2 protein-coding genes are annotated in these 2,419 nt (G+C 49.0%); both read right to left on the minus strand.

What is annotated here, in order from left to right; translation table 11 throughout:
* Positions 1 to 321: 321 nt before the first annotated feature.
* Positions 322 to 1,932 carry an alpha/beta hydrolase family protein gene (locus tag ABEA08_RS09585; RefSeq protein ID WP_345335074.1) on the minus strand — a complete coding sequence of 537 codons (1,611 nt, stop codon included), beginning with the start codon at positions 1,930 to 1,932 and terminating at the stop codon, positions 322 to 324.
* Complete coding sequence (locus tag ABEA08_RS09590) at positions 1,929 to 2,276, minus strand: hypothetical protein (RefSeq protein ID WP_345335075.1); 348 nt, start codon at positions 2,274 to 2,276, stop codon at positions 1,929 to 1,931. The genes ABEA08_RS09585 and ABEA08_RS09590 overlap by 4 nt, the downstream gene beginning before the upstream one ends.
* Positions 2,277 to 2,419 lie beyond the last annotated feature (143 nt).

Consider the following 2,419-nt stretch of genomic DNA (forward strand, 5'->3'; position numbering starts at 1 on the left):
AGCATCATGGGGCTCGGCTTCCTTGTCGAACTTTTCTTTTTGGCGATTGATCAGATCGCACAATGGAAGCCGAGTTCCCTCCAAATCTGAGAACTCAGTGATCTACATTTCGGAACAGTTATTTAGGACGACATGCTACGGCCTCTGTTCAGCGGCACGGTAAAGCGGTAAAGGTTCTGCCCCAGGATCTATTGCTCAAACCGATAAGCCGCCAAGTGTATCGGTGCCTAAAGCACTATCTTCCTAGCCTTACGATTGGAGGGTGAATAGGACAATTCGACTGAAGCCGCCCTCACAAGCGGCTCTATAGAACGGGGCTCATCAAAGCTTTAGATGCTCATCGAAAAAAGTCACCATCTCTTCGAACATCTCGGCGCGATTATCTTCGTTATAAAAGCCATGGCCTTCTTTTTTAACCACCTTCCACTTATACGGGTAGTCTATGGCATCCAACGCATCCCGAAGCGCATAAGCTTGCTCAATCGGCACCCGCTCATCCTCTTTACCGTGCAGAATGAATACCGAAGCCTTAAGTTTATCGACATTGTGCACCGGGCTAAAACGAATAAGCTCTTGTTTGTCTTTGCCTATCACCTTGTTGAGGTATTTTCGGCCTGTTTCTCTCTTGGGGATATCGCCCTTTTTGTGCATCATCTCAAGATCATATACCCCAACAAACCCCAAGGTGCACTTGAACAAATCCGGCTCTACAACTGCCGCCTGTAGAGCCGAATAGCCGCCAAAGCTGGCGCCATATATGCAGATCCGCTCCTTATCTACGATGCCCTGCTCAATCACGTAATGGGTACCATCCAGAATATCGTATTGGATCTTATCGCCCCAATGTCGATATCCTGCTTTTTCGAATTCCTTACCATACCCACCAGAGCCACGGAAATTAACCTGCAATACCGCATAACCGCGACTGGCCAAGAACTGGGTCGTGCTGTTATACCCCCACCAATCCCTTGGTCCATGTGGCCCACCATGGGGATGGACGATCAAAGGCAGTCCTTTATCCTCTCGTCCACGAGGCAAAGTCAATAATCCGTGAATTACCAGTCCATCTCTCGCCTCAAAACGAATTGGCCTAACCTCAGCCGACTCGGCCGGATCCACCCAGGGACGTGCCTTTGCGAGAAATCGCATCTTGTTTGAATGGCTGTCGTATAGATAAAAACTGCCTGGATCACGGTCGCTGCCCGCTGTAACGACCGAAAATCGACCGTCGTAGGATTGATGGCGAAGACGAACAAACTGGCCGTCCAAAGCACTGATCATCGCCTTAAGCAGCTTCGTTTCCTCCGCTTGTTCATCGACAAACACATAATTGGGATAACCGGCTTGAACCACCAAGCCATAGAGCTTCCTTTGATCGGCGGAAAGTAAGTATTCGGCAGGATCGGCGTAATCATCCAAGTACAGCAGCTCCTTCTTACCGCTTTCCATATTCCATTTATACAGCCCTTCGATACTGTGATCCTGACGACCGGCGACATAGACCTCGTTTTCACTGGCGAAAGCCAAAGGGGTGATATCAAGGTAAAGATCATCCTGGCTGTGAACCAGAATCCAATCTTCACTTGCATCCTTGCGATAATAGACCTTTGCTTCACCACTTGAAGTGCTGCCAGCCGCGAAACGCGCCTGACCTTTATGATCGGTCAAAAACTGTGCGTGCGGTACAGGAGCTCGCCCCTGATCCTTACTGCGGCCAGTGTAAACATTAATGCGCTTCAACATGGGCCTAGGCTCTTTGCCTCCACGCATCGGGAATGCGCTAAACAGCACATGATCAGGATCATCATGCAAGAGATCGGCGATCATGCCATATGAAACACTGGAATCCACACGGCGTGTTGCAGTCCCCACTTCACCAACTCCGGCACTGACACCAAAGATCCCTTGGCGCTTGCTGCCATCAACATTCACACCAGACCATTCCCTAAAGACCTGGGCTGCTCGAACCAACTACTGAATGATTGTCTCTCAAAGATAATCCGTTCATTATTGGCCCAGTGATAACTCCCTACCTGATTATTGCCAGCCAGTCGGAGAACAACTGTTGGTTCCAGCGAATCAGTTTCGAGGATCGCCAGCGCATTTTTGCCTTCAATGGGCGTGATCACCGCGAGATGCTTACCATCGGGCGAGACCTTGACACTCTGATACTGAGAAAATCGGCTATAGCTTTCACTGTCTTCCGGTGGATTGGCAAAAACGCTGCCACATAGCGCGAATAGAAGACACCCAATAAGATATAAAATCCTTTTCATTACAACCTCTTCCTGAGTTATACCAATTGCACTAAAAGTTTGATCTAATAGTGCTTTGATTAGTGACCCGAGCATCGACGATGCATACTTCCAGCGATTTCAAGCAACTTGCCAAGAAAGTCAGCGATTCGAGGATGAGAACG

The organism is Ferrimonas pelagia, assembly GCF_039543565.1.
GTDB lineage: Bacteria > Pseudomonadota > Gammaproteobacteria > Enterobacterales > Shewanellaceae > Ferrimonas > Ferrimonas pelagia.